Genomic DNA, 19,167 nt, shown 5'->3' on the forward strand with positions numbered 1-19,167 from the left:
GAGAATGACGCTTCGCCTCAGCGCGGAGCCGCCGCGCGCCGCAGCCGGTCGTTGATCGCCTCGCCCAGCCCCTGCTCCGGGATGCGGGCGACGGCGATGGTCCGCAGTCCCATCTCGTCCAGCCGGCGCAGATGGCCGAAGAGATTGCTTGCGGCCTCGCGGAGATCGCCGGCCGGGCTGAGATTGAGCGCTGCCGGGAAGTCCTGCCCCGGCCCGAAGCCGAGCCAGGCCTCGCCTTCCCGCGGCGCATCCGCATCCAACCGGACACGCGCTGCCGGCGCGTAGTGCGACGTCAGCATGCCCGGCGCGATCGGGGCGTGGCCGGCTTCGCCCGCCAGGACGAGCGGGCGGCCGATCACGCCTTCTATCGCCGCGCGCGGCACGCCGCCGGGCCTGAGCAGGCGCGGTGCACCGTCGAGGCAGGCGACGATGGTGGATTCGACGCCGACCTCGGTCGGGCCGGCATCGAGGACGGCGTCGATGCGCCCGTCGAGATCGGCCATGGCATGGGCGGCGCTGGTTGCGCTGATCCGGCCGGAGCGATTGGCGGAGGGCGCGGCGATCGGCCGACCCGCCGCTTCGAGCACGGCATGTGCGACGGGGTGGGCCGGGACACGCAGCGCCACCGTGGCGAGACCCGCCCGCGCCAGCTCGCTCACCGTGCATCCCGGCGAGGCAGGCACGACCAGCGTCAGCGGGCCCGGCCAGAAGGCTTGCGCCAGCGCCAGGGCATTGGCGTCGAACAGTCCCTGCCGGCGCGCGCTCGCCAGATCGGGCAGGTGCGAGATCAACGGATTGAAGCTCGGCCGCTCCTTGGCGGCGTAGATGCCGGCGACAGCGGTGCCCGAGGTCGCGTCGGCCGCGAGCCCGTAGACGGTTTCCGTCGGCATCGCGACGAGCCCGCCCGCGCGCAGCAGCGCCGCCGCCTCGGCAATGCCGGCAGCATCGACAGCGAGAAGCTTCGTTTGGCGGGAAACGGGGAGGGGCTGGTTCACGATGCGATTGACCGAAGATGGTTTATATATAAACTAACTGGCAGGCGCGACACGGGACGAAGGTCGCGCTCGCTTGCGCGTGGCATAGGCGATAGTTCCTCGCTACCATCGCGGCAACGGCAAATGCAGGCTGCGGCTGCCCTTTCGGGCCCGCGCGCCTCAGGGAGACAACCTATGAGCTATCGCGCCCCGGTTTCGGACATGCTCGCCACCATGCGCCATGTCGCAGGCCTCGACCGACTGATCGCGGACGGGTTGGCATCGGAGCTGGAGGGCGGTGTCACCGAAGCCGTGCTGGACGAGGCGGCGAAGTTCGCGGCCGACGTCATCGCGCCGCTGAACCGGGTCGGCGATGCCTATGGCTCGAAGCTGAAGGACGGCGCGATCACGACGCCGCCGGGCTGGAAGGAGGCCTACAAGGCCTGGGCCGAGGCTGGCTGGAACGCCCTGCCGGCGCCGGAGGCCTATGGCGGGCAGGGGTTGCCGACGCTGCTGCAATCGGCCTGCATCGAAATGTGGAACTCGGCCGCCTTCGCCTTCGCGCTCGGTCCTCTGCTGACGGTCGGCGCCATCGAGGCGCTCTATGCCCATGGTTCCGACCATCTGAAGGAGACCTATCTCGCCAAGCTCGTCTCGGGCGAGTGGATGGGCACGATGAACCTCACCGAGCCGCAGGCTGGTTCGGACCTCAATGCCCTACGCAGCAAGGCCGAGCGCCAGCCGGACGGCACCTACCGCATCACCGGCCAGAAGATCTTCATCACCTATGGCGAACACGATCTGACGGAGAACATCGTCCATCTTGTGCTGGCGCGCCTGCCCGATGCCCCTCCCGGCACGCGCGGCATCTCGCTCTTCCTCGTGCCGAAATATCTGGTCAATGCCGACGGCTCCCTCGGCGAGCACAACGACCTGCGCTGCTCCGGCATCGAGCATAAGCTCGGCATCCACGCCTCGCCGACCTGCTCGATGGCCTTCGGCGACAATGGCGGCGCCATCGGCTGGCTGATCGGCGAGGAGAACCGCGGCCTCGCCTGCATGTTCACGATGATGAACAACGCCCGCCTCAATGTCGCCCTGCAGGGTGTGGCCATAGCCGAGCGCGCCTATCAGCAGGCGCTCGCCTTCGCGCATGAGCGCAAGCAGGGCGCGGCGCTGGATGCTCCGAAGGGCGCGCCGATGAGCCCGATCATCGTCCATCCGGATGTGCGGCGCATGCTGATGGACATGCGGGCGAAGACACAGGGCGCCCGCGCGATCTCCTATCTCGTGGCCGAGGCGCTCGACCGTTCGCACCGCGAGCCGGACGAGGGCAAGCGCAAGGTCGCGGCGGAGCGTGCCGCCATCCTCACCCCGGTCGCCAAGGCGTACTCCACCGATATCGGCATCGATGTCGCCTCGACCGGTATCCAGGTCCATGGCGGCATGGGCTTCGTCGAGGAGACCGGCGCGGCCCAGCATCTGCGCGACGCGCGCATCGCGGCGATCTATGAGGGCACCAACGGCATCCAGGCGATCGATCTCGTCACCCGCAAGCTGCCGCTCTCCGGCGGCGAGGCGGTCAAGGCGCTGATGGCCGAGATGCGCGCCGTGGTCGGCGAGGTCGAGCGTGCGAACACGCCGGGCTTCGGTCACTCGGCGGCACGATTGGGTGCGGCGGTCGATGCACTCGAGCGCGCGACGCAGTGGATGCTGGCGACGCTCGGCACGAGCCAGGCCGATGCGCTGGCGGGGGCCACGCCCTACCTCAAGCTCTTCGCACTGGCACAGGGCGGCACGGGGCTCGCAAAGAAGGCGCTCGCCACCCGCTCGGAGGCCAACGGCACAGGCGATCTCGCCACGGCCCGTTTCTATGCCGAATACCTCGCGACCGAAGCGCCGGCCCTTGAGCTCGCGGTGACGGAAGGCGCCGGTGCAATCGCCGACGCAGCGGCGGTCTTCGCCGCGTGAGCGCAGCCGCGCCCCGTTCAGACAGCCGCGCCCTTGCGGGCGCGGATATGCAGGAACAACGGCGCTATCAGCGTATCGGCCAGATAGGGCGCGCGTTCGGCCGTCTCCGCGTCGATGCGCGGCTCGGCCATGTGCTCGATCGTGAGCCCGGCCGCGACGATCATCGCGACCCATTCGCTCAGCGTGCGGTGAAACCGTGGCACCCGGAAGGGCTCGACATCGGCCTTGACCTCGGCCGGCGCGGCCCCGAAGCGCCATGTCTCGACCTCGCCGTCGACGCCGTCGAAGTAGCGGCCGACCTCGATCGCGCGGACGTTGCCTGTGTCGTCCCGCAGCACCTTGCGATAGGGCGGCGCAAAGCAGGGGTGGAGGATGGAGAACTGCAAGAAACCGCCGGGCTTCAGCACGCGCGCCGCTTCCGCCAGCGCCTTGTCCTGGAAAGGCATGTCCATCAGCGACATGAAGGCCGTGGCGAAATCGAACTGTGCATCCGCGAAGGGCAGGGCGGTGCCGTCGCCGAACCGGTACTCGATGCCGAGCGGTGCGGCGGCTTCCGCTTCCTGCGCGTGGCGGATGAAGGTCGGCGCGATGTCGACGGCGATCATGCGCCCGCCGGCTTCGGCGAGCTTGCGCGTGTTCGAGCCTTCCCCGCAGCCGATGTCGAGGCCGGTCAATCCGGTGATGTCCGGCAGGTTCGCCAGGAAGACCGGCGTGTTCAGGGCATCGCGATAGAGGTCGTAGCCGGCCCGCGCATGCTGGGTCCAGATTTCGGCATTGGCCTCCCAGCAGGCGGCGACATCGGTACTGTCCATGGTTCCGCTCCGTTGCGAGGGGAGCGGGGCTATAGAGCAGCGGATGGGGTGTGGCTAGCCGATTTCCATTCCAACCACGCGGGTCATCCCGGGCGGAGCGAAGCGCAGACCCGGGATCCATGCCGGAGCGCTTCCGGCAAAGGTTCAGGCATGGATCCCGGATCAGCGCCGCTGACGCGGCTTGTCCGGGATGACCTTGGCGGGGTGGGGTGGATTGATCCACCAAAGCTGGGCCTGCCAGCATGACGACGACGCAACCGTTCCTTTCCGGCCGCATCTGCCTCGTCGCGGGGGCTTCGCGCGGGCTCGGGCGCGGCGTCGCCAAGGCTCTGGGCGAGGCGGGCGCCACGGTGATCGTCACCGGGCGCTCCAGCGAAGCCGGGCCGCATACCGATCAGCGGCCGGAAACCTTCGAGGATACGGCCCGCGAGGTCGAGGTGGCCGGCGGCCGGGGCCATCCCTATCGCTGCGACCACACCAATGAGAGAGAGGTCGACGGGCTCGTCGCCTGGGCCCTGCGCCGCTTCGGCCGGTTGGACTGCGTCGTCGATGCGGTCTGGGGCGGCAATGAAGGCTATGACGGAGAGCGCTATCCGGACGGCTCCGGCTTCGGCACGCCGTTCTGGCGCCGCCCGGTCGCGAGGCTGGGGGAGAGCTTCGAAAGCGGTGTCTATGCGCAGCTCCTGCTTGCGCGCGCCGTCGCGCCGGCGATGGTGCAGATGCGCTCCGGCCTGATTGTCACGGTGAGCTTCGATACGGCCGGCGCCTATCTCGGCGATGTCTTCTACGATCTCGCCAAGGCCGCGATGAACCGGCTGAGCTTCGCGATGGCGCAGGAGCTTCGGCCCTTCGGCGTCACCGCGCTTGGGATCTCGCCGGGCCATGTCCTGACCGAGCGCGTCCGCGACGCCGGCCTCGCCGCCGAGACGACCGAGACGCCGCTCTATGCCGGCCGTGCCGTCGCGGCGCTCGCTGCCGATCCACAGATCGCGCGCCATACCGGGCAAGTGCTGCCTGTAGCCGATCTCGCGCGCGCCTATGGCTTCACCGATCGGGACGGCTCGCAGCCCGCCCGCTTCAACATCACGGACCAACAGGGAGGCGGCGATGTCGCTTAAGGGTAAGACGCTTTTCATCACCGGCGGCTCTCGCGGCATCGGCCTCGCCATCGCGCTCAAGGCGGCCAGGGACGGCGCCAACGTCACCATCGCGGCCAAGACCGCCGAGCCGCACCCGAAGCTGCCGGGCACGATCTATACCGCTGCCGCCGAGATCGAGGCGGCCGGCGGCAAGTGCCTGCCGCTGATGGTCGATGTCCGCGACGAGCAGAGCGTGGCCGAGGCGATCGCCAAGACAGCCGAGACCTTCGGCGGCATCGACATCGTCCTGAACAACGCCAGCGCTATCCAGCTCACCAACACCCAGATGACCGACATGAAGCGCTTCGATCTGATGCATCAGATCAATACGCGCGGCACCTTCATGGTCTCGAAATACGCGATTCCCCATCTGGAGAAGGCTGAAAACCCACACATCCTCATGCTCTCGCCGCCGCTCGACATGAAGACGCAGTGGTTCGCGCCGCATCTGGCCTATTCCATCGCCAAATACGGCATGAGCCTTTGCGTGCTCGGGCTCGCAGGGGAACTGGCTCCGAAGGGCATCGCCGTCAACGCGCTCTGGCCGCGCACGACGATCGCGACCGCCGCCGTCCAGAACCTGCTCGGCGGCGACAAGATGGTGCAGGCGAGCCGCACGCCCGAGATCCTCGCCGATGCCGCCCACATGATCTTCTCGAAGCCGTCCCGCGAATTCTCCGGCAACTTCCTGATCGACGACAGCTTCATGGCCGGCGAGGGCGTCACCGACTTCACGCCCTATCGCGTCGATCCGTCCGTGCCGCTGATGCCGGATTTCTTCGTGCCGGCCGACAGCCTGCCGCCGCAGGGCGTGAAGGGCGGCGTCTGAGCCGTCATCGGTTTGACATGCGTCCTGGATCGGAGTTCCTGCCGGCACCTACCCTGACCGTGCAGCGAGATTCGCACCCATGCTGATGATCCACGGTGTCTCCTCCGAGGCGCGCGACAAGCTTCGGCATGCGGCGCTCGGACCGGGAGAGGCCTTTCCGGCGGACGTCATTTGGATCGACCTGCTCAACCCGACGCCCGAGGAAGACAAGCGCGTCGAGCAGCATCTCGGCATCTCGATACCGACGCGAGAGGAGATGCATGATCTCGAACCTTCCGAGATCATCTACACCGAGGATGGCGCGCGCTTCATGACGGCGCGCGTGATCTGCCAGTCCGACACGGTCGTCCCGAAGCTGGCGGACGTCACCTTCATCCTCACCGAGAAGGCGCTGGTGACGGTGCGCTATGACGAGCCCGGCGCCTTCAACATCTTCCTCAATCGCGCGACCAAGCCGGGTGGCTGCGGCCAGCAGCCGGAAGCGGTCCTCGACGGGCTGATCGAGGCGATCGTCGACCGCGCGGCTGAGGTGCTGCGCGGCGTCGGGGACAAGATCGACATCGCCTCGCGCCGGATCTTCGCCGGGCGCGGACAGGATGTCGAGCGGGGCGGCGTCTATCAGGTCGTCATCCAGAAGATCGGCCAGTACGAGCACATCATCTCGAATGTGCGCGAGAGCATGGTTTCGGTCGAGCGCGTGCTGCTCTTTCTCTCTGCCAACTACACGCGGCCGAAGAAGGCGCAGACAGGGTTCTCGGCGGAATGGCGTTCGGCGGTGCGCGACGTGCAGGCCATCGAGGAGCATGCCGCTTTCCTGTCCAATAAGCTGCAGTTCATGATGGACGCCACGCTCGGCCTCGTCTCGATCGAGCAGAACAAGATCATCAAGCTCTTCTCGGTCGTCTCGGTCGCGCTGATGCCGCCGACGCTGATCGCCTCGATCTACGGCATGAACTTCAAGGCCATGCCGGAGTTGGACTGGCAGTGGGGCTATCCGATGGCGATCGGGCTGATGATCCTGTTCGCGGTGCTGCCCTATATCTTCTTCCGCTGGAAGAAATGGCTCTGAGACCACGCGTGCGGCGGCGACCGTGACGACCGGATGACCCAGCCTCAGCTTCTTTCCGTCCTTCTCGTCGCCGGCATGATGGCCGCCTTCCTCTGGGGGCGGCTGCGCTACGACATCGTCGCGATGCTGGCGCTGTTGCTCGCCGTGGCGCTCGGGCTGGTGCCGGCGGCAGAGGCGTTCAAGGGCTTTTCCGACGACATCGTGATCATCGTCGGCAGCGCGCTGGTTCTGAGCTCTGCCGTGGCCCGGTCGCGCATCATCGAACGGCTGTTCTCGAAGCTGGGCCCGCGCCTGTCCTCGACCCAGCTCGAGGTGCCGTTGCTCGTCTTCGCCGTCGCGATCTTGTCGGCGATCATCAAGAACATCGGCGCGCTCGCGATGATGCTGCCCATCGCCTACCAGCTCGCGCGCAAGGACGGGAAATCGCCCTCGGTTTTCCTGATGCCGATGGCCTTCGCCTCGCTGCTGGGCGGCATCGTCACGCTGGTCGGCACCTCGCCGAACGTCATCGTCGCGCGCGTGCGGCAGGAGCTCGGCGGCCAGCCTTTCGGCATGTTCGATTTCGCGCCGGTCGGCATCGTCGTGGCGCTTGCGGGCTGCGCCTTCCTCAGCGTCGGCTACCGGCTTCTGCCGCGCGACCGGCGCGGCGCGGTCTCGCTCGACCAGGCCATCGACATCAAGGATTACCTCACCGAAGCAAAGCTGACCGAGAAGTCGCTCCTTGCCGGCAGGACAGTCGCCGATCTCAAGGCCATCGGCGGTGGCGGAGCCGAGATCGTCTCGATCCTGCGCAACGAGCGACGGGAGCAGGCGCCCCTGCCGGACGCGGGCCTGCGCGCGGGCGATATTCTGCTGCTGCGCGGTGACGCCGCCGTGCTGGAGCGGGTCGTCGCAGAGGGGCGGCTCGACCTCATCGGCAAGGATCGCCCGACGCAAAAGGAGGATGCGCTGGATCCTGACCGCGTCGCAGAGGCGATCATCGGGCCGGGGTCCGTCCTCATCGGTCAATCGGCCGGCGACATGGCGCTTCACAGCCGCTTCGGCGTCAACATGATCGCGATCAGCCGTTCCGGGGAGCGCTTCAGCCAGCGGCTGCGCGATATCCGCCTGCGCGCCGGCGACATCGTCGTCATCCAGGGCGATGAGAAACTGCTGCCGGAAAAGCTCTCGGAGATGGGGCTGCTGCCCTTGGCCGACCGGCTCGTGCCGCTTGGCCTGACGCGCCGCGTCGTGCTGACCGTCGCGATCACGCTCGCGGCGATCATAGCTCTCGCGACCGGTCTCGCGCCGGTGCCGCTCGTCTTCTTCGCCGCGGCCGTGTTGCTGATCGCCTTCCGCTGCGTGCCGCTGCGCGAAGCCTACAACAACGTCGATGCGCCGATCCTGGTGATGCTGGCGGCGTTGATCCCGGTCAGCGAATCCTTGCGCGCGACCGGCGCCACCGATCTCTTCGCATCCTGGCTCGCCGTGATCGGCGGCGGCCTGCCGGGCTGGGCCGCGGTCGCTTTGATCCTGGTTGCCGCGATGGCGGTGACGCCCTTCCTGAACAACGCCGCGACCGTGCTCGTCATGGCGCCGATCGGCGCCGGCTTCGCCAAGAACCTCGGCTACAATCCCGATGCCTTCCTGATGGCGGTCGCGATCGGCGCAGCCTGCGATTTCCTCACGCCGATCGGACACCAGTGCAACACGCTGGTGATGGGGCCGGGCGGCTACCGCTTCAGCGACTATGCGAGGCTCGGCGCGCCGCTCTCCCTCATCGTCATCTTGCTCGCCGTGCCGATGATCCTGCTGGTCTGGCCGCTGCGCTAGAGCCAGCCGTTCCGCCTGAACCGCCAGTAGAGCGTAGCGCAGGCGCAGGCGATGAGCGCCAGGACGAGGTAGTAGCCATACTGGAATTCCAGCTCCGGCATGTTCTTGAAGTTCATGCCGTAGATGCCGGCGACAGCGGTCGGAACCGCCAGGATGGCGGCCCAGGAGGCGAGCCGTTTGGTGATCGCGTTCTCCTGGCTCTGGCCGACCAGCAGGCTCGCCTCGAACGCGAAGGCCAGCACTTCGCGCAGGCTGTCGATCTTCTCCTGCACCGTGCGGACATGGTCGGTCACGTCGCGGAACATCGTGGCGAGCGCCGGCCTTACCTGCGGGATGTTCCCGTTGGTCAGGCGCTGGCAGACGTCGACCAGCGGCCCGATGGCATTGCGTAGCCGCAGCAGATCGCGCCTGAGCATGTAGAGCCGCTCGATATCGGAGCGCGTCATCGGCTTGGCCAGGACCCTGTCCTCGATTGCCTCCACCTCGTCATGGATCGCTTCGAGCACCGGCATGTAATTGTCGACGATGAAGTCGAGGATCGCATAGAGGATGAAATCCTCGCCCTTCGCCAGCGAAGTCGGGCAGGTCTCCCAATGCTGCCGGACCGAGGTGTAGGAGGTCGAGGCGCCATGGCGCACGCTGACGATATAGCCGCGGCCGATGAAGATATGCGTCTCGCCGAAGGCGATGCGCCCGTCGATCAGTTGCGCGGTGCGCGCCACCACGAACAGGGCGTCGCCATATTGTTCGAGCTTCGGGCGCTGATGGGCGTTGGTCGCATCCTCGACCGCGAGCGGATGCAGGTTGAACTGCTGCTGTACGCATTTGAGCAGGGCTGGATCGGGCTCGAAAAGTCCGATCCAGACGACATGGTCGTCCTTTTGCGCCCAGTCGCCGGCTTCCTCGACCGGGATGTCGGCGATGCGCACACCGTGAGCGTAGACGCTCGATGCGACGACGCCGGCTGCGTGGAGTTGCCCCTCGACGGGATCGCGAGGGAGCGGCTTGGGCGCCGCGGAGGCGGCAAACCGGACGTTCGAGACTGTCATCTGATCACCCCGTCGGTCGCGAGATCACCATAAGGCAGGCTAGAACTGTTCCCGGTCCGTGGAAATCACTTTTCCGCCAAAGCGAGCGCTTTGGCGGCGATGATTCCGACTTTTACGCCATCACCCTGGCAGCGACCTGCTTCAGCGCCGCGGCATCGCGCTCCAGCCAGCCGGGAACGGGCAGGTTCTTCGAGCGCAGGAATTCGGGGTTGAACAGCTTGGACTGGTAGCGCGTGCCATAGTCGCACAGCACCGTCACGATGGTGTGGCCGGGGCCCATCTGCTTCGCCAGCCGGATCGCGCCGGCGACGTTGATGCCGGAGGAGCCGCCGAGGCAGAGGCCTTCCTGCTCCAGCAGATCGAAGACGATCTGGACCGCTTCCGCATCCGGGATCTGGAAGGCGGCATCGACCGGTGCGCCTTCCAGATTGGCGGTGATGCGGCCCTGGCCGATACCCTCGGTGATCGAGGATCCCTCCGCCTTGAGCACGCCGCTCGTGTAATAGGAATACAGCGCAGCGCCCATAGGATCGGCGAGGCCGATCGTCACCTTCGGATTGCGTGCCTTCAGCGCCATGCCGACGCCGGCGAGCGTGCCGCCCGAGCCCACCGCGCAGATGAAGCCGTCGACCTTGCCCGCCGTCTGATCCCAGATTTCCGGGCCGGTGGTGTCGAAATGGCCCTGCCGGTTGGCGACATTGTCGAACTGGTTGGCCCAGATCGCGCCGTTCGCTTCGCTCTTCGCCAACTCCTCGGCTAGGCGGCCCGAGACCTTCACGTAGTTGTTCGGATTGGCATAAGGCGCGGCCGGCACCTCGACCAGCGTCGCGCCGGCGAGCCGCAGCATTTCCTTCTTTTCCTGGCTCTGCGTCTCCGGGATGACGATGACCGAGCGATAGCCCAGCGCATTGCCGACCAGCGCGATGCCGATGCCGGTATTGCCCGCCGTGCCTTCGACGATGACGCCGCCCGGCTTGAGCTGCCCCTTCGCCTCGGCGTCGCGGATGATGGCGAGCGCGGCGCGGTCCTTCACCGACTGTCCGGGATTCATGAATTCGGCCTTGCCGAGGATGGCGCAACCCGTTTCCTGCGACGCCTTCTGCAGCTTGATGAGTGGGGTGTTGCCGATGGCTTCGATGACGCCGTTGCGGATGGTCATGGCCGGATTTCCCAATTCGTCTCTGACCTGATAGGCGAAACACTCGCCAAGGTCACCAAGCAAGCGGGCCGCACGCCCCGGGTTCGCAACCATGCCAGTCGCCAAGCCGCAGCAGGGAGAAAACTCTTCTCCAAGGCTCGCCATGAATGAAATTCTGGTCGTCGATCGCCTCGGTCAGCGCGGCGACGGTATCGTGCAGACGCCCGCTGGCACCGTGTTCGTTCCCTATGCGCTGCCGGGCGAGACCGTGCGCGCAGTGGTCGACGGCGAGCGCGGGCAACTCGTCGAGATCATCGCGCCCTCCGAATCCCGCATCGCTGCGATCTGCCCGCTCTTCACCCGCTGCGGCGGCTGCGCGGCGCAGCACATGGAGCCCGGCCTCTACCGGGAATGGAAGCGCCAGCAGGTGATCACGGCGCTGAGCCGCGCCGGCATCGAGGCGCCGGTCGCCGATCTCGTCGATGCCCATGGCGCCGGGCGCCGGCGTGTCACCTTCCACGCTCGCCGCCAAGGCGAGGCGATGGTCGTCGGCTTCATGGCGGCACGCAGCCATGAGTTGATCGCGGTCGAGGCCTGCCCGGTGCTGGCGCCGGGCCTCGATCGAGCGCCTGCCGTCGCGCAGATGCTGGCGAACCGCATGGGCGGATCGAACAAGCCGCTGGATATCCAGATCACCGCCTCGGAGGCGGGGCTCGATGTCGACATGCGTGGCCACGGCCCGGTCGCCGACAAACTCAGGCTGGCCCTGACCCAACTCGCGGAACGGCTCGACCTCGCCCGGCTCTCCAACCATGGCGAGATCGTCGTCGAGCGCCGCCCGCCCTTGCAGCATATGGGCAAGGCGCTGGTCGCGCCGGCCGCGGGGGGCTTCCTGCAGGCGACGGCGGCGGGCGAGGAGGCTCTGGCCGGACTCGTCATGGCTGCCCTGCCGAAGGGAAAGCGTGTCGCCGATCTCTTCGCCGGTTGCGGCCCGTTCAGCTTCCGTATGGCCGAGCGCATGCAGGTGCTGGCCGTCGAGACCGAGAAGGCGGCGATGCTCGCTCTGACCAAAGGCGCCGGCGCGACGCAGGGGCTCAAACCCATCGCGACCGAGACGCGCGACCTGTTCCGCCGCCCGCTGCTGGAGCATGAGCTCAACGGTTTCGACGTCGTCGTGCTCGACCCGCCGCGCGCCGGTGCGGAGGCGCAGGTCAAGCGGCTTGCGGCCTCGAAGGTCCGGGATGTGGTCTACGTTTCCTGCGACGCCGGCAGTTTCGCGCGCGACGCTGCGACGCTGGTTGCGGGCGGTTATGCGCTGGAGGCCGTGACGCCGGTCGACCAGTTCCGCTATTCCGCCCATGTCGAGCTCGTCGGCGTGTTCCGGCGAGGCAGGAAGGGCTGAGGACAGGGCTTCAGGATGAGCGCAATTCTTGATCGCATGGCCGGCATCGTCGGCGCGAAGAACGTTATCACCGATGCCGACGCCATGGTGCCCTATCTCAAGGAGTGGCGCGATCTCTTCCGCGGCAAGGCGCAAGGAATCGTCCGCCCAGGCTCGACTGCCGAGGTCGCGGAGCTGGTGAAGCTCGCCGCCGAGACCGGCACGACGCTGGTGCCGCAGGGCGGCAATACCGGGCTCGTCGGCGGCCAGATCCCGATTGCGGAGGGCAGGGAAGTCATCCTCTCGCTGCAGCGCCTCGACAAGATCCGGGCGGTCGACACCGACGGCGACACCATGATCGTCGAGGCTGGCGTCACCCTGAAGCGGGCGCAGGATGCGGCCGAGGCGGCCGGTCGCCTCTTCCCGCTCTCGCTCGCCTCGGAAGGCTCCTGCACCATCGGCGGTAACCTCTCGACCAATGCCGGCGGCACCGCCGTGCTTGCCTATGGCAATGCCCGCGAGCTCTGCCTTGGGCTCGAAGTCGTCCTGCCGGACGGACGCATCTGGAACGGCCTGCGCCAGCTCCGCAAGGACAACACCGGCTACGACCTGAAGGATCTCTTCATCGGCGCCGAAGGCACGCTCGGCATCATCACCGCCGCGGTGCTCAAGCTCTTCCCGCTGCCGGCGGCCCGCGCCACCGCCTTCCTTGCCGTGCCGGACCCGGAAGCGGCGCTTGCCTTACTCAACGCCGCGAAGGCCGGCGCCGGCGGCACTCTGACCACCTTCGAACTGATGCCGCGCATCGGTCTGGATTTCGTCCTGCGCCATGCGTCCGGCGCGCGCGACCCGCTATCCGAGCCGTCGCCCTGGTATGTGCTGATGGAGGCCTCAGCCCAGTCCGCCGCCGGGCTCGACGAGCATGTCGAAGCTTTCCTCGGCGAGGCGCTGGAGAATGGCATCGTCACCGACGCTGCGCTGGCGGGGTCGCTGACCCAGCGCGCCGATTTCTGGAAGCTGCGCGAGATGATGTCGGAGGTGCAGACCTATGAGGGCGGCTCGATCAAGCATGACGTTTCGGTGCCGGTCCACGCCACGCCGGAATTCCTGAAGCGCGCGATTGCGACGGTGGAAGCGATGGTCCCGGGCTGCCGCCCCGTGCCCTTCGGCCATCTCGGCGACGGCAACATCCATTTCAACATCAGCCAGCCGGTCGGCGCCGACAAGGCCGCCTATCTCGCGCGCTGGAGCGAGATGAACGAGGCGGTCCATGCCATCGTCACGGAACTCCACGGCTCCATCTCGGCCGAGCACGGCATTGGCCGCCTGAAGCGCGACCTGCTGCCGGGCGTGAAGGACCCCGTGGAGCTCGACCTGATGCGCGCGATCAAGCAGACGCTCGATCCGCGGGGGATTCTGAACCCGGGCGCGATGCTGGCGCAGGAATGAGTGGCGCTCGTCATGCTCGGGCTTGACCCGAGCATCTGCTGATCAAGATTCGCGGGTCTGCGTTCCGCTCCGCCCGAGAATGACGATCGCTCCTGGAGGGCACAAACCCTTGCCCGCGCCATCGGCAGGCTGCGTCGTGAAGCATCGCTGCCGGAACGTCCTGCTCAAAAATTTGGCAGGATGCGCCCTGCGCTCGATTGACCGCTTTTTGCCTCATCTCTAGCCTTCGGCCTCATAACGAGAACATGAGGGGTTGGCTGGTATGATCGGCGTGACGCGGATGCTGTCGAATTGCGCGCGGATGACGGGCTTCGGGCCGACGCGGCGCGGTCTTGTCGGTGCGGCCTTGGTGGGAGCGGCTGCACTGGCCGGGGCGATGCCGGCGGCCGCCCAGACTTCGCTGAAATTCACGCTCGACTGGGTCTTTCAGGGGCCGACCTCGCCCTTCCTCGTCGCGCTCGACAAGGGCTACTACAAGGCCGAAGGGCTCGACGTGACGATGGACCCCGGCCAGGGCTCGGCCGGCGCAGTCCAGCGTGTCGCGACCGGCGCCTACGATATCGGCTTCGCCGATGTGAACTCGCTGATCGAGTACAACGCCAAGAACGCGGGCAAGGAAATCCTCTGCGTGTTCATGGCCTATGATTTCCCGCCCTTCGGCGTCCATGCGCTGAAGAAGAGCGGCATCACAAAGCCGACCGATCTCGCCGGCAAGAAGCTCGGCGCGCCGGTCTTCGACGCCTCATTCCGGCTGTTCCCGGCCTTCGCCAAGAAGGTCGGGCTCGACGCTGCTACCGTCCAGCACGTCAACCTGACGCCGCAACTGCGTGAGCAGTCGCTGGTGCAGGGCACGGTCGACTTCATTTCCGGGCACTATTTCTCCTCGATCCTCGATCTGAAGGCGCGCGGCGTGAAGGCGGAGGACGTCGTCTCGTTCAACTACTCCGACTACAAGATGGATGTTTACGGCAACGGTATCATCGTCTCGCCGGCGCTGGCGGCGAAGCCCGAGGCCGTGACCGGCTTCCTGCGCGCCACCGCCAAGGCCTGGAAGGAAGTCGCTGCCAATCCGGCGCTCGGCATCGCTGCCGCCAAGAAGCGCGACCCGCTGATCGACGAGAAGCTGGAGGCAGAGCGCCTCGACATGTCGCTTCGGATGAACGTGCTGACGCCCTTCGTGAAGGAAAACGGCATGGGCGATGTCGAGCCGGCCCGCTTCGCCCGCTCGGTCAAGGACGTGGCCGAAGCCTTCGGCCTGCCTTCCGCGCCGGAGCCGGACAAGGTCTTCACGGGCAAGTTCCTGCCGCCGAAGGCGGAGCGGATGGTCGCGCCCTGACGCGCCGTTCCATCCCCGGCCCTCATCCTGAGGAGCTGTTCCGGCAGGAGCGGCGTCTCGAAGGATGCTTCAGGAGGCTCCCGTGATATCTGGACCATCCTTCGAGACGCAGGCATCCCGGCCTGCTCCTCAGGATGAGGGCTTGGGGGGGAATAACTCCCAACCGCCTCTCGTCGAACTGCGGCAGGTCAGCCTCGCCTATGGCAGCGGGCCCGGCCGCATGCTGGCGCTTGAAGATGCCACGCTCTCCATCGCCAAGGGCGAGTTCATCGCCGTGGTCGGCCCATCCGGCTGCGGCAAGTCGACCCTGATGAAACTCGTCACCGGGCTGCTGCCGCCGAGTGGAGGGGAGGTTCGGGTCCACGGGCAGGTGGTGAAGGGGCCGATAAGCGGCGTCGGTATGGCCTTCCAGGCGCCGACCCTGATGCCCTGGCGCACGACGCTCGACAACATCCTGCTGCCGCTGGAGGTGGTCGAGCCGCACAAGCGCCGCTTCCGCGCCAACAAGGCCGAATATATCGCGCGCGGCGAGGCGCTGCTGGCCTCGGTCGGCCTTGGCGGCTTCGGCCAGAAGTACCCTTGGCAGCTCTCGGGCGGCATGCAGCAGCGCTCCAGCCTGTGCCGCGCGCTCGTCCACGAGCCGGATATCCTGATGCTCGACGAGCCCTTCGGCGCGCTCGACGCCTTCACCCGTGAAGAGCTCTGGAGCGTGATGCAGAAGCTCTGGATGGAGCGCCGGTTCACAGCGGTCCTCGTCACGCACGATCTGCGCGAGGCGGTCTATCTCGCCGACACCGTCTATGTGATGAGCCGGCGCCCCGGAAAGATCGTCAAGATCCGCAAGATCGAGCTGCCGCGCCCGCGCACGCTGGAGACGACCTTCTCGGTCGAGTTCGTCGACATCGTCCACGAACTGCGCGAACGCATCCATCTGGAGCATGCGTGATGAGCGAGACTCAGAGGCGCATATTGCTCCTCGCCATGCCCTGGCTTGCCATGGCAGGCCTGCTGCTCGCCTGGGAGCTGGCCTGCATCGTCTTCGACGTGCCCGAGATTCTGGCGCCGCGCCCGACGCGCATCTTCGAGACGATGGTTCAGCGCTGGGACATCCTGCTGCGCTTCTGCCTGGAGACGCTCTGGACCACGCTCATCGGCTTCGCACTGGCGATCGGCTTCGGCCTGCTGCTGGGCCTGGCCATCGGCGCCTCGCCCTTCGTCTATTCCGGTCTCTACCCGCTGCTGATCGCCTTCAACGCGATCCCGAAGGTCGCGATCGTACCGATCCTGATGATCTGGGTCGGCGTCGGCGCGCTGCCGGCGGTGATCACCGCCTTCGTCATCTCCTTCTTCCCGATCGTCGTGAACGTCGCCACGGGCCTCGCCACCATCGAGCCCGAGATGCGCGACGTGATGCGCTCGCTCGGCGCGAGCCAATGGGAAATCCTCACCAAGGTCGGCGTGCCCCGCGCGATGCCCTATCTCTTCGCCAGCCTGAAGGTCGCGGTGACGCTCGCCTTCGTCGGCTCGGTGCTGTCGGAGACCGTGGGCGGCAATCGCGGCATCGGCTTCCTGATGCTCTCGGCCGGCGCGCGCAACGACGCGCCGACGACCTTCGCCGGCCTGTTCTCCATCGCCATCATGGGCATGGCGCTTTACGCGCTTTGCGCCTTGGTCGAGCGGCGGATGACCCGCTGGGCCTTCCGCGGCGAGATCGTCGCCTGAATTACGGCGTCGCGACGTAACCGTCGCGGCGCGGATCTGCGGCGCCTGTGGACACACCGGTCGCCGGATCGACGGCGACCGCCTGCATGCCACCGCAGCGCATCGTCCAGCCGACATCGAAGGCGCGGGCATCATGGCCGCGCCGGACGAGCTCGTCGATGGTCTCAGGCGCGACCCGGTTCTCGATCTCGACGAGGTGGCCGTCCCAGAGCCGGGCGCGCGGCGCCTCGATCGCCTCCTGCAGCGGCAGGCCGAAGGCGAGGTGCTGGACCATCGCCTGGGCCTGCGTCTGCATGATGCCGTAGCTGCCGGGCGTGCCGAGCGCGAGCACCGGTTTGCCGTCGCGCGTCGAGATCGACGGGGACATGCACATCGCCAGCGCATCGCCGGGCTTGGCCCGGTTCGGGCTGCCGGTCTGCACATCCGCCCAATACAGGAAGTTATTGAGGCACAGACCCGTGCCGGGCACGACGACGCCGCTGCCGAAGGGGCTGCCGAGGCTCTGCGTGATGCAGATCAGGTTGCCGTCGCTGTCGGCGATCGAGAACGACGTCGTATGCGCCGGGTCCTCGCTCTCCTGCGGCGTCCACTGCTCGGTCGGCCCCGTCACCGGCTTGCCGTCGGTGAGGCGCTTGCGCAGCCGCTCCACCGCGTCGTCGGACAAAAGTTCGGCGAGCTTGTCAGGGCTGGGGTTGTTGTGGGCGATGCGCTCGCCGGCGGCGAGGCGGATGGCGCGGTAGACGAGGTCGAGATGATCAGGCCCGTCCTTCCTCAGGGCGGCGAGGTCGAGCCCGTCGAGCAGGCGCAGCGTCAGCAGGAACTGGAAGCCTTCGCAGGGCGGCGGCGGCACATGAACGCTCAGCCCGTGGAAGCTCGCCGCCAGCGGCTCGCGCCACACCGTCTTCACCGCCGCGAGATCGGCCATGGTCATCGAGCCGCCGAGCGCTTGCAGATGGGCAATCACCTTCTCGCCGAGGGCGCCGCGGTAGAAGTGATCGGGCCCCTTCTCGGCGATCTCGCTGAAGGTTTGGGCGAGGTCGGACTGCACCAGCAGCGAACCGAGATGCAGCGCGCCGCCGGGCTGATAGTTCCGGGACCAGGCCGGATAGAGCGCGGGGCGGTTCTGCAGCAGCGGATCGTTCTCCTCGAACTCCGCCGCGCCGAACTCGGCTAGCGCGAAACCATCCCGCGCCAGCGCGATGGCCGGCGCGAAGATCTCCGGCAACGATTTGCGGCCGTAGGTCTTCGCCAGCTCGCACCAGCCGGCGAGGTTGCCGGGGGCGGCGACGGCGAGCGGGCCGCGTTCGAGGTCGCTGCGTTTGCTGAAGCGTTCGGCCGGGAAGCTGGCCGGGATCGGCGGTACGAAATCGAGCACCCGCACGCGCCGCTCGGCGGCGACCCATAGTGTCGCAAAGCCCATCCCTGCGAGGCCGGACATGAAGGGCTCGACGACATTGAGCGCGGCGGCGGTGGCGGCTGCGGCGTCGAAGGCGTTGCCGCCCTGCGCCAGCAATCTCGCGCCGGCCTGTGCCGCCAACGGATGGGCCGCGGCGACCATGCCGTGGCGGGAGGTCATGGTGGGGCGGCGGCCGTGCATCTGCGTCTCCTCGTCGTCTTCTGCGACGATCAGAGCATGATTCCAGCGCTAGAACAGGCTGCCTTGCCCGTCATCCGTGGGAGGCCGGGCCGCTTTGCGCGCATGGCGCTTCGGCGCTTCGGGGGGCTCCTGATCGGGCAGCTCGGCCAGAGGCAACTGCACCTCCGGACTGTCATTGGCGACCTTGTTGACGGCGTTGCCGATGGCGACGGCTTCCAGCAGATCGTCCGGCGGCGGCTTGAGCAGGCGCCTGGTCTGCTCGGCCGTGGCCTGCGGATCGAGCCACGCAGCATAGTCGCGCGGATCGAGAATGATCGGGCAGCGGTGGTGGATGGCGGCCATCAGGCCGTTCGCCGGACCGGTCATCATCGCGACCGTGTCGATCTCGGACCCATCCGGGGAATGCCAGGTCTCCCACAGCGCGGCGAAGGCGAAGAAGCCGCGATCGGGCCGGCGGAACAGGAAGGCCTCGCTCTGCGCCTGCCGGCCGGCACCGCTGCGCCGCCATTCATAGAAGGCATCGGCGGGCAGCAGACAGCGCCGGCGCGTCAGAGCATTGCGGAAAGACGGCTTCTCGGCGGCGCTCTCGCTGCGGACGTTGATGACGAGCGGAAAGTCCCTCGCGTCCTTCACCCAGCCGGGAATGAAGCCCCAGCGCATCAGCAGGAAGCGCGGTGCCCCGTCATGCACGAGCACCGCAGGCACCGGCTGTGTCGGTGCGATATTGTAGCGCGGCGGGAAGTTCGGCTGCTCGCGATAGCCGAAGGCCTCGCGCATCGCTTCAGGGGGGAGGGTGATCGCATAGCGTCCGCACATGCCGGCTGTTTACGTCGAGACGAGGCGGTCAGATCAACACTTTCTTTCCGGTTGGCCAAACATAGTCGCGCCG

The 19,167-nt window shown here is 67.4% G+C and carries 16 protein-coding genes; 10 read left to right on the forward strand and 6 right to left on the reverse strand.

Features of this window, described 5'->3' with window-relative positions:
- Window positions 1-17: 17 nt before the first annotated feature.
- Entirely contained in the window at window positions 18-995 is a 978-nt protein-coding gene (locus AC1DNE_RS09225) for an L-threonylcarbamoyladenylate synthase (RefSeq protein WP_441468744.1), read from the reverse strand.
- 174 nt (window positions 996-1,169) lie between these two features.
- On the opposite strand from AC1DNE_RS09225, the gene AC1DNE_RS09230 reads away from it, so the two are divergent.
- The gene (locus AC1DNE_RS09230) at window positions 1,170-2,945 is read left to right on the forward strand and encodes an acyl-CoA dehydrogenase family protein (RefSeq protein WP_441468743.1); all 1,776 of its coding nucleotides are present in this window, start codon (window positions 1,170-1,172) and stop codon (window positions 2,943-2,945) included.
- Window positions 2,946-2,962: 17 nt separating this feature from the next.
- Here the strand turns inward: AC1DNE_RS09230 and AC1DNE_RS09235 are convergent, their stop codons facing one another.
- On the reverse strand, window positions 2,963-3,757 hold the full coding sequence (locus AC1DNE_RS09235; protein WP_441468742.1) for a class I SAM-dependent methyltransferase: 795 nt from the start codon (window positions 3,755-3,757) through the stop codon (window positions 2,963-2,965).
- 242 nt (window positions 3,758-3,999) lie between these two features.
- Between AC1DNE_RS09235 and AC1DNE_RS09240 the strand changes: the two genes are divergently transcribed.
- From AC1DNE_RS09240 to AC1DNE_RS09255, 4 genes are all read left to right on the forward strand, one after another.
- Window positions 4,000-4,875, forward strand: coding sequence for an SDR family NAD(P)-dependent oxidoreductase (locus tag AC1DNE_RS09240; protein ID WP_441468741.1), 876 nt, complete (start codon window positions 4,000-4,002; stop codon window positions 4,873-4,875).
- Entirely contained in the window at window positions 4,865-5,725 is an 861-nt protein-coding gene (locus AC1DNE_RS09245; RefSeq protein WP_441468740.1) for an SDR family oxidoreductase, read from the forward strand. Before AC1DNE_RS09240 ends, AC1DNE_RS09245 begins: the two co-directional genes overlap by 11 nt.
- Before the next feature lie 79 nt (window positions 5,726-5,804).
- Entirely contained in the window at window positions 5,805-6,794 is a 990-nt protein-coding gene (corA, locus tag AC1DNE_RS09250) for a magnesium/cobalt transporter CorA (RefSeq protein WP_441468739.1), read from the forward strand.
- Between the two features lie 33 nt (window positions 6,795-6,827).
- Window positions 6,828-8,606: an SLC13 family permease gene (locus tag AC1DNE_RS09255; protein ID WP_441468738.1), complete on the forward strand. Its 1,779-nt coding sequence runs from the start codon at window positions 6,828-6,830 to the stop codon at window positions 8,604-8,606.
- Here the strand turns inward: AC1DNE_RS09255 and corA (AC1DNE_RS09260) are convergent.
- Both corA (AC1DNE_RS09260) and AC1DNE_RS09265 read right to left on the reverse strand, forming a co-directional pair.
- Complete coding sequence (gene corA, locus AC1DNE_RS09260; protein WP_441468737.1) at window positions 8,603-9,655, reverse strand: magnesium/cobalt transporter CorA; 1,053 nt, start codon at window positions 9,653-9,655, stop codon at window positions 8,603-8,605. The genes AC1DNE_RS09255 and corA (AC1DNE_RS09260) overlap by 4 nt on opposite strands.
- Before the next feature lie 112 nt (window positions 9,656-9,767).
- Window positions 9,768-10,814 (reverse strand): cysteine synthase A, encoded by a 1,047-nt coding sequence (locus tag AC1DNE_RS09265; protein WP_476764926.1) that lies wholly within the window; start codon window positions 10,812-10,814, stop codon window positions 9,768-9,770.
- A 142-nt stretch (window positions 10,815-10,956) separates the two neighbouring features.
- On the opposite strand from AC1DNE_RS09265, the gene AC1DNE_RS09270 reads away from it, so the two are divergent.
- The 5 genes from AC1DNE_RS09270 (at window position 10,957) to AC1DNE_RS09290 (ending at window position 16,681) form a co-directional block, all read left to right on the forward strand.
- Window positions 10,957-12,195, forward strand: a complete 1,239-nt coding sequence (locus AC1DNE_RS09270) for a class I SAM-dependent RNA methyltransferase (protein ID WP_441468735.1) — start codon at window positions 10,957-10,959, stop codon at window positions 12,193-12,195.
- 15 nt (window positions 12,196-12,210) lie between these two features.
- On the forward strand, window positions 12,211-13,623 hold the full coding sequence (locus tag AC1DNE_RS09275) for an FAD-binding oxidoreductase (protein WP_441468734.1): 1,413 nt from the start codon (window positions 12,211-12,213) through the stop codon (window positions 13,621-13,623).
- Window positions 13,624-13,885: 262 nt separating this feature from the next.
- Entirely contained in the window at window positions 13,886-14,959 is a 1,074-nt protein-coding gene (locus tag AC1DNE_RS09280) for an ABC transporter substrate-binding protein (protein ID WP_441468971.1), read from the forward strand.
- Window positions 14,960-15,179: 220 nt separating this feature from the next.
- Entirely contained in the window at window positions 15,180-15,905 is a 726-nt protein-coding gene (locus AC1DNE_RS09285; protein ID WP_476841071.1) for an ABC transporter ATP-binding protein, read from the forward strand.
- Entirely contained in the window at window positions 15,905-16,681 is a 777-nt protein-coding gene (locus AC1DNE_RS09290; RefSeq protein WP_441468733.1) for an ABC transporter permease, read from the forward strand. Before AC1DNE_RS09285 ends, AC1DNE_RS09290 begins: the two co-directional genes overlap by 1 nt.
- A 1-nt stretch (window position 16,682) precedes the next feature.
- Here the strand turns inward: AC1DNE_RS09290 and AC1DNE_RS09295 are convergent, their stop codons facing one another.
- Together AC1DNE_RS09295 and AC1DNE_RS09300 are read right to left on the reverse strand one after the other, a co-directional pair.
- The gene (locus tag AC1DNE_RS09295) at window positions 16,683-18,278 is read right to left on the reverse strand and encodes a gamma-glutamyltransferase family protein (protein ID WP_441468732.1); all 1,596 of its coding nucleotides are present in this window, start codon (window positions 18,276-18,278) and stop codon (window positions 16,683-16,685) included.
- A 48-nt stretch (window positions 18,279-18,326) separates the two neighbouring features.
- Window positions 18,327-19,094 carry an SOS response-associated peptidase gene (locus tag AC1DNE_RS09300; protein ID WP_441468731.1) on the reverse strand — a complete coding sequence of 256 codons (768 nt, stop codon included), beginning with the start codon at window positions 19,092-19,094 and terminating at the stop codon, window positions 18,327-18,329.
- Window positions 19,095-19,167 lie beyond the last annotated feature (73 nt).

Source organism: Allobosea sp. 05L423, from assembly GCF_056397745.1.

Coding starts and splice junctions, on each gene's coding strand:
- AC1DNE_RS09230 (WP_441468743.1), top strand. CDS start 1,170: ATGAGCTATCGCGCCCCGGTTTCGGACATGCTCGCCACCATGCGCCAT.
- AC1DNE_RS09235 (WP_441468742.1), bottom strand. CDS start 3,757: ATGGACAGTACCGATGTCGCCGCCTGCTGGGAGGCCAATGCCGAAATC.
- AC1DNE_RS09240 (WP_441468741.1), top strand. CDS start 4,000: ATGACGACGACGCAACCGTTCCTTTCCGGCCGCATCTGCCTCGTCGCG.
- AC1DNE_RS09245 (WP_441468740.1), top strand. CDS start 4,865: ATGTCGCTTAAGGGTAAGACGCTTTTCATCACCGGCGGCTCTCGCGGC.
- corA (WP_441468739.1), top strand. CDS start 5,805: ATGCTGATGATCCACGGTGTCTCCTCCGAGGCGCGCGACAAGCTTCGG.
- AC1DNE_RS09255 (WP_441468738.1), top strand. CDS start 6,828: ATGACCCAGCCTCAGCTTCTTTCCGTCCTTCTCGTCGCCGGCATGATG.
- corA (WP_441468737.1), bottom strand. CDS start 9,655: ATGACAGTCTCGAACGTCCGGTTTGCCGCCTCCGCGGCGCCCAAGCCG.
- AC1DNE_RS09265 (WP_476764926.1), bottom strand. CDS start 10,814: ATGACCATCCGCAACGGCGTCATCGAAGCCATCGGCAACACCCCACTC.
- AC1DNE_RS09270 (WP_441468735.1), top strand. CDS start 10,957: ATGAATGAAATTCTGGTCGTCGATCGCCTCGGTCAGCGCGGCGACGGT.
- AC1DNE_RS09275 (WP_441468734.1), top strand. CDS start 12,211: ATGAGCGCAATTCTTGATCGCATGGCCGGCATCGTCGGCGCGAAGAAC.
- AC1DNE_RS09280 (WP_441468971.1), top strand. CDS start 13,886: ATGATCGGCGTGACGCGGATGCTGTCGAATTGCGCGCGGATGACGGGC.
- AC1DNE_RS09285 (WP_476841071.1), top strand. CDS start 15,180: ATGCTGGCGCTTGAAGATGCCACGCTCTCCATCGCCAAGGGCGAGTTC.
- AC1DNE_RS09290 (WP_441468733.1), top strand. CDS start 15,905: ATGAGCGAGACTCAGAGGCGCATATTGCTCCTCGCCATGCCCTGGCTT.
- AC1DNE_RS09295 (WP_441468732.1), bottom strand. CDS start 18,278: ATGCACGGCCGCCGCCCCACCATGACCTCCCGCCACGGCATGGTCGCC.
- AC1DNE_RS09300 (WP_441468731.1), bottom strand. CDS start 19,094: ATGTGCGGACGCTATGCGATCACCCTCCCCCCTGAAGCGATGCGCGAG.